We start from the raw sequence: 5859 nt of genomic DNA on the forward strand, positions 1-5859 counted from the left end.
GGGTCACGTCTCGACGGAAATCAACACCTTGGTCTTTTCGCTTATGGCCTGATGCAGCAACAGGGTGCTGCGCCGTGGCTGACCTTGTTGCAAGCACTGTCTCTGGCACTTGCCGGAGTGGGGATCGGCCTGTGCTGGCCCTTGCTTGGTGTGGCCGCAATGAGCAGCGCCACAGATCCGGCCGAGGGCGGCAAGGCTGCCGCCGCGATCACCACGACGCAGCTGATTGCCTTTTCCATCGTTTCGGCTTTCGCCGGGCTGTTGATGGCGGCGGGGCAGGGCAGTCCACAAGGTGCTGCGACATGGGTCAGCCTTGGCATTGCTCTGTTGTGCCTGCCCGGCATCTGGTTCGGGATGCGCGCGGCAAAGAAATAGGGGCAGTGTGCCGCCTAACCTAGCCGGTTTTCGTCATCGACCAGCGTCAGCATGGCGGGCGGGGCGGCGCCCCATTTCCACAGCACCATGTTCAGGTCCGCATCCGTTGCCCCTTTGGCAAAGCTGCGGACCAGCATGCCGTCATGACCGTCACGGATCAGCTGTTCGGCCAGTTTCTGGGTCGGGGCCTTGCCATCCTCTCTCATTTTGATGCGCCAGTCGTCGGCGGCCAGGTCGGCAGGTCCGATTCCGTATTCGTCCAGAGCGGCCGGGTCGGTTGCATCGAATATTCGCGCGACATCGGCCTTATAAGCCACCAGCGTCGTGGGCTGGAGGTTGCCGATCTGATTAGCCTCGCGGATCGCGGTCATGATTGACAGCGCGGTGTAAAGAGCAGGGGCGCCCTTTGGGTTGAACCGCCCGCCAAAGCGCCGGGCTCCCTCGCCCGAAAGTGGCTCGCGCGCCCAGACGGGGTTGAGGGCGCGATAAAGAAGACCGCGGTAATGCATAATCTAGGCGTAAAGGCCCGCTTCCACCGCGTCGATATAATCCATCACCTCTGCCGCATGACCGTCGCGCACCAGCTGCATCGCGGTCAGGCCGCCAAAGCCGGTCAACGGCTCAGAACGATACCAGGCATATGCGATCAGCGGAGAGCCAAAGCGTGGCGCGACCCGGTTCAGGATCTCGACCATCTCGCGCAGGCGCTTTTGGGTCTTCGGACTGGCCACGCGATCGGGTCGCATGACGGCATCGCGGCCAAGGCCGACCGTGCGGGCCACTTCGTCCTTGGTGGTGCGTAGTGCTTCGGCGATCCGGGCCGGAGCGAACTGGCCACCTTCGGCATAAACTTCGATACGCATCCACACCTCCATATAGATAGGCACAATATGGCGTCAATTTGCGTGGCTTTCAAGTGTGTGATCGTGCTATGACCAGATCCCGGCGCACGACCCCCGCGCGTTCAGCCAAAGTTTGCTGCAAATGTGACTGTTGCGCAATTGCAGCAACCGCGCGTGGCCTGCGGTCATATGACGCTTGAGCTTGATCATCGGCCCCGCAATAGGGATAGCGGGCACAAGCACGCCATATGCAAGCCAAAAACCGAAAGAATCGGATTGCTTGCCATGACGCGTATTCTTCTGATCCCTTCCGCTGCTTCTGTGCGGCTTACAACGGCGCTGGGTGCCGGTATTCTGACGATGCTTGCCTGTCCTGCCCTGGCGCAAGAGGCCGAGGATGGAGCAGAAAGCACCGTCGTTCTGGACGAGGTGACGATCACCGCCGCCCCCGGCACCGAGACCGAGGGTTCGGGCAGCTGGACAACGGCATGGATGCGTTCGGCGACAGGGCTGGTGCTTAGCCAAAAGGAAACGCCGCAATCCACCAGCGCTGTCACCCATGCACAGATGCAGGACCGCAATATCACCACGATTGCCCAGACGATGGAGGCCGCCACGGGCATTACCGTGCAGGCTTATGAAAGCGACCGGATCAACTATTACGCGCGGGGCTTTTACATCGACGCCTATCAGTATGACGGTGTCCCCACGCCGCGAAACGGTGCCTGGACCTTTGGCGACAATAATCCCGACATGGCGCTGTATGATCATGTCGAGATCGTACGAGGCGCTACCGGGCTGATGCAGGGCGCGGGCGAGCCCGGGGCCTCGGTCAACTTTATCCGCAAGCGCCCGACCAGTGAGTTCCAGAACCAGACGGCGGTTTCGCTGGCCTATCCCAAGGGGGGCAGGGTCGAAGCCGATGTCTCGGGGCCGCTGAATACCGCGGGCACGGTGCGGGGCCGGTTCGTTGCGGTCGCCGACAGCCGCGATGGATCGCTGGATGCATATCACAAGGACAAATACGTCCTTTATGGCGCGATCGAGGCCGATCTGGGCGACAATACCGTGTTGAACGCCGGGATCAGCTATCAAAAAACCAGGGCCGACAACGTAACCTGGGGTGGGCTGCCGCCCTATTATGCCGACGGCGGCCTGATCGACTGGAATAAAGGCGCGACGCTGGGCGCGGACTGGACCTATGTCGATACCGAGCGGACCGAGGCTTTTGCCTCGCTTGAGCATGTCTTTGACAATGGCTGGACCGCGCGGCTGGTTGCCACCCATATCCGCAGCGAGGCGGATATGGAGCTGGCTTGGATCTCGGGTAGTCCTGACAGGGAAACCGGACTTGGCATGACCCCCTCGGCGGTGAAATATAACGGGACGACCAAGGTGTCGTCGCTGAATGGGATGCTGAACGGTGACTTTCAGGCTTTTGGCCGTGATCACCAATTCGTCCTTGGGGCCACTGTCTCTGACTTTAAAAGCGACTATTCCGGCTATGCGGCTGACAGATCGTCGCTGACCCCGGTCGGTAATATATTTGACTGGGACGGCAGTTACCCGCGACCGCGCTTTTCGGACGCGGCAACCACGATCTGGCACGATAAGCAGCGTCAGTACGGGCTTTATGCAACCACCAGGCTGCAGGCGAGCGATGCGCTGTCCATCATTGCCGGCGCGCGGGCGAACTGGTGGAAAGGCAGCGAGGCCACGACCGGCGAGCTGACCTATGAATACAGCTATAACGGTGAGATCACGCCCTATCTGGGCTTTACCTATGATCTGAACCCGACCTACACCGCCTATGGCAGCGTCACGAGCATTTACAAGCCGCAGATCGTTCTGGACAAAAATGGCGATTACCTCGACCCGACCTACGGCTGGAACTATGAACTGGGGGTCAAGGCCGATCTGATGGGCGGGGCCATGTATGCCTCGGCCGCGATCTTTCAGACCAATCAGAAGGATGTGGCGAATTGGGTAGGTAATGATGAGACCGACCTGCACGCCATCTATGAAAGCATCGACGGCACCAGGACGCGCGGTTTTGAGGTCGAACTGGCCGGGGCGATCAGCGATCGCTGGAATATCTCGGGCGGCTACACCTTCCGCACCTCCGAGGACAAGGATGGCAAACGTTTCGCGGCTGACCAGCCCAAACACACCCTCAAGATCGCGACTGATTACCGGCTGGCTGGCATTCTTGACGAAAAACTGACCCTTGGCGGTGCGATGCGCTGGCAAAGCGGTACCGACAGCATGAATTTCGCGAGCGACAGCCAGCAAACGAACGTCCATCAGGGCTCTTACGCTGTCTTTGATCTGAACGCGCGTTATGAGCTGACCGACAAGACAGAGCTGTCGCTGAGCGTGAATAACGTCTTTGACAAGGAATATTACGCGACCACCGGCTTTTACGGCAGGGTCGTCTATGGCGAGGCCCGTAGCGCCGAGCTGACGCTGCGTGCCAAATTCTGACCCCCCATCTGCGAGGAATAGTTACATGAGTATCGTTTATCCGTGGTCGAAAACCACGCTATCTGTGGGCACTTTGGCGCTGTGTCTTGCAATGGGTGCGCTGCCGCTTGCCGCTCAACAGTCGAACGGCGAGCCTGCGGCGCTGACCGCCGCCCAGATCGCACCGGCGCTGATCCGCACCGATGCGGTCCTTGGCGCCTATGAGGTGGCGCACTGGGCCGAGGAGGGGATGCTTTTTGTCGCCTCGTCGCCTTCGTTTGACGGTGATGTGCCGGGCTATGTCCATGTGTTCGACGCCTCTGATCTGCGTCCGATCCGCCGTGTCCAGTTGCCGCGCCGGGCTTTTGCGCTGGCACTGGATCGCAGCACTGGACAGCTTTACGCAGGCAATACGCTGGACGGTTCGCTGACCGTGATCGACGCGAAGGGCGGGACGATCCTGGACACCATCCAGCTGGGCCAGCCCGAGGACAAGGGTTTCGAACACGTCCGCATGATCGTGCTGGACGAACAGCGCGGTCTCGCCTTTGTGACCGGGCCGGGACAGAAGGGCGTGACCTGGATCGTCGATACCAAGGCCCGCAAGATGCTGCACCGGATCGACACCGGCCTGTGGACCGCCGGGGCGGCCTACGATGCGGGGGCAGGGCGGCTTTATGTCAGCGGCGGCGGTATCGAGGAAATCTCGGTGATCGACGTTGCCAGCGGCCAGCGCGTCGGCGGGCTGTCAACCGGCGACACATCCGAAGAAGGGGGCGATGCCTCGCGCCATTTCTTTGTTAATCTGGCGATTGATGCAGAAGGTCAGCGCCTCTTTGCGAGTGATGCGCAGGACGGTGCCATCTACGTTTCCGACATCGCCAGCGGCAAGGTGATCAGGCAGATCCCGGTCGGCCTCGGCACGCTTGACGTTGCCTATAACCCGGCGCGGCAAGAGATCTATGCGACATGGCGTGGCGTTGATCGGGACAACAAGTCGGGCACCGGTGGGCTGTTGGTCATTGATGCGCAAAGCTATGCCATCAAGCAGCGCGTACCCCTGCCGGCCCATCCCAATAGCCTTGAGGTCAGCGAGGACGGCAGGACGCTGTTCATGACTGTCAAAGTCTCGAATGATAAAAGTGACGCCGCCTATCGGGAGGGTGCTCTCGACTCGGTTCTGCGCATCAATCTGGAGCGTCTGGCTGATCAAGGCTGACCGGCGAGCCGTCACCATGTCCATATCGCTATTTGCGCCCCGGCCTTTGGTGGTCGGGGTGCATTCCCCGGGTTAGCCCTTTTGCCCGGCTGACGAATTTTCTTCCATCGTTCAGAAAAATGCGGCCTCTGGCAGACTGGTCGGGAACGAACCGCTCACCCCGATGTTATCCGGATAAAGGCTGCGGTCGGGGGACCCATGGGAAAACTGCGATGACGATTCTGGACTGTCACCTCGTGCGCCTTCTCGGCCTTATACATGCGGCCGAGAATGAACGTCTGCTGTCTGTTCCTGTTGTTCTTAAGGACTCGATCCTGCGCGCGCAGATCATGACTGCTGCGGACAAGTTAAAGACCTGAGAAACAGCGGAACCTGTAACCAGACGGGCCTTTTGCGGCTCGAATAACAAAACCGGTCCGGTCAGGCGCGCGCACTGACTGTGTAAGCCGCGCTGCTGGCCCGGCCAGATGCCGCGCCATCGCCAACCCCATCAGCCTGTCGTTCGCCAGATGCGGCCTGCCGCACCTTCGATCAGGGAATTTGCTCGATAAGCGGGCGATTGCGCATTTGGCGGCCAGACGAGATCTTTCACATTTTCGGGATCTTCTGCGCCTCAATAGGGTTGTCATCAACAGCTTGCGGAGATTGATGATGCTTGGCCCCCGGTATCTTGGCCCTTACCCTGATCGCGTTCTGGACTGCCAAGAAGCGGTTGAACCTGCGTTCATGGCGCTTTTGAACAGTGCCGAGGGGGCGGGCTGGGTGCGTGAGGAGGTTATAGCCGCACTGGCAGAGCTCGCCATCAATCACGTGATGGCGTTCAGCGCGAATGAGGTGACCGACGCCCAGATCGCCGATCTGCAGCGCTGACCGCGCTGGCTGCTGTGCCGCTGGATAGCTGCCGCTGCGGTGTTGTCCCGATGTGTCGTCCAAAGGGCCACGGTTTTGCCCGCGGCCCCT

The 5859-nt window shown here is 60.5% G+C and carries 7 protein-coding genes; 4 read left to right on the forward strand and 3 right to left on the reverse strand.

Translation table 11 applies throughout. The annotated features are described in order from the left end of the window. Positions 1 to 375 (forward strand): hypothetical protein (locus tag PARACOCCUSGL_RS21060; RefSeq protein WP_010400522.1); only part of this gene is annotated, 375 nt, incomplete at its 5' end. 14 nt (positions 376 to 389) lie between these two features. Here PARACOCCUSGL_RS21060 and PARACOCCUSGL_RS0119445 read toward each other — a convergent pair. Both PARACOCCUSGL_RS0119445 and PARACOCCUSGL_RS0119450 read right to left on the reverse strand, forming a co-directional pair. Next, positions 390 to 884 (reverse strand): RES family NAD+ phosphorylase, encoded by a 495-nt coding sequence (locus PARACOCCUSGL_RS0119445; protein ID WP_010400524.1) that lies wholly within the window; start codon positions 882 to 884, stop codon positions 390 to 392. Positions 885 to 887: 3 nt separating this feature from the next. After that, entirely contained in the window at positions 888 to 1238 is a 351-nt protein-coding gene (locus PARACOCCUSGL_RS0119450) for an MbcA/ParS/Xre antitoxin family protein (RefSeq protein WP_010400526.1), read from the reverse strand. Between the two features lie 264 nt (positions 1239 to 1502). On the opposite strand from PARACOCCUSGL_RS0119450, the gene PARACOCCUSGL_RS0119455 reads away from it, so the two are divergent. The 3 genes from PARACOCCUSGL_RS0119455 to PARACOCCUSGL_RS22100 all read left to right on the forward strand — a co-directional run bounded on the left by PARACOCCUSGL_RS0119455 (position 1503) and on the right by PARACOCCUSGL_RS22100 (position 5258). Continuing rightward, positions 1503 to 3701: a TonB-dependent siderophore receptor gene (locus PARACOCCUSGL_RS0119455; RefSeq protein ID WP_010400527.1), complete on the forward strand. Its 2199-nt coding sequence runs from the start codon at positions 1503 to 1505 to the stop codon at positions 3699 to 3701. Between the two features lie 25 nt (positions 3702 to 3726). Further along, a complete protein-coding gene (locus tag PARACOCCUSGL_RS0119460; protein WP_010400529.1) occupies positions 3727 to 4899 on the forward strand; it encodes a YncE family protein in 1173 nt (390 codons plus the stop codon). Between the two features lie 212 nt (positions 4900 to 5111). Beyond that, positions 5112 to 5258 carry a hypothetical protein gene (locus PARACOCCUSGL_RS22100; protein ID WP_010400531.1) on the forward strand — a complete coding sequence of 49 codons (147 nt, stop codon included), beginning with the start codon at positions 5112 to 5114 and terminating at the stop codon, positions 5256 to 5258. A gap of 229 nt (positions 5259 to 5487) precedes the next feature. On the opposite strand, the gene PARACOCCUSGL_RS22535 is transcribed toward PARACOCCUSGL_RS22100, so the two are convergent. Next, the coding region (locus PARACOCCUSGL_RS22535) for a hypothetical protein (protein ID WP_237701585.1) at positions 5488 to 5859 on the reverse strand (372 nt) is incomplete at its 5' end.

This window comes from Paracoccus sp. TRP (genome assembly GCF_000185925.1).
Taxonomy (GTDB): Bacteria; Pseudomonadota; Alphaproteobacteria; order Rhodobacterales; family Rhodobacteraceae; genus Paracoccus; species Paracoccus kondratievae.

What these genes read in the sequence shown, in the direction of transcription:
- PARACOCCUSGL_RS0119445 (WP_010400524.1), bottom strand. Translation starts at nt 884, where the DNA reads ATGCATTACCGCGGTCTTCTTTATCGCGCCCTCAACCCCGTCTGGGCG.
- PARACOCCUSGL_RS0119450 (WP_010400526.1), bottom strand. Translation starts at nt 1,238, where the DNA reads ATGCGTATCGAAGTTTATGCCGAAGGTGGCCAGTTCGCTCCGGCCCGG.
- PARACOCCUSGL_RS0119455 (WP_010400527.1), top strand. Translation starts at nt 1,503, where the DNA reads ATGACGCGTATTCTTCTGATCCCTTCCGCTGCTTCTGTGCGGCTTACA.
- PARACOCCUSGL_RS0119460 (WP_010400529.1), top strand. Translation starts at nt 3,727, where the DNA reads ATGAGTATCGTTTATCCGTGGTCGAAAACCACGCTATCTGTGGGCACT.
- PARACOCCUSGL_RS22100 (WP_010400531.1), top strand. Translation starts at nt 5,112, where the DNA reads ATGACGATTCTGGACTGTCACCTCGTGCGCCTTCTCGGCCTTATACAT.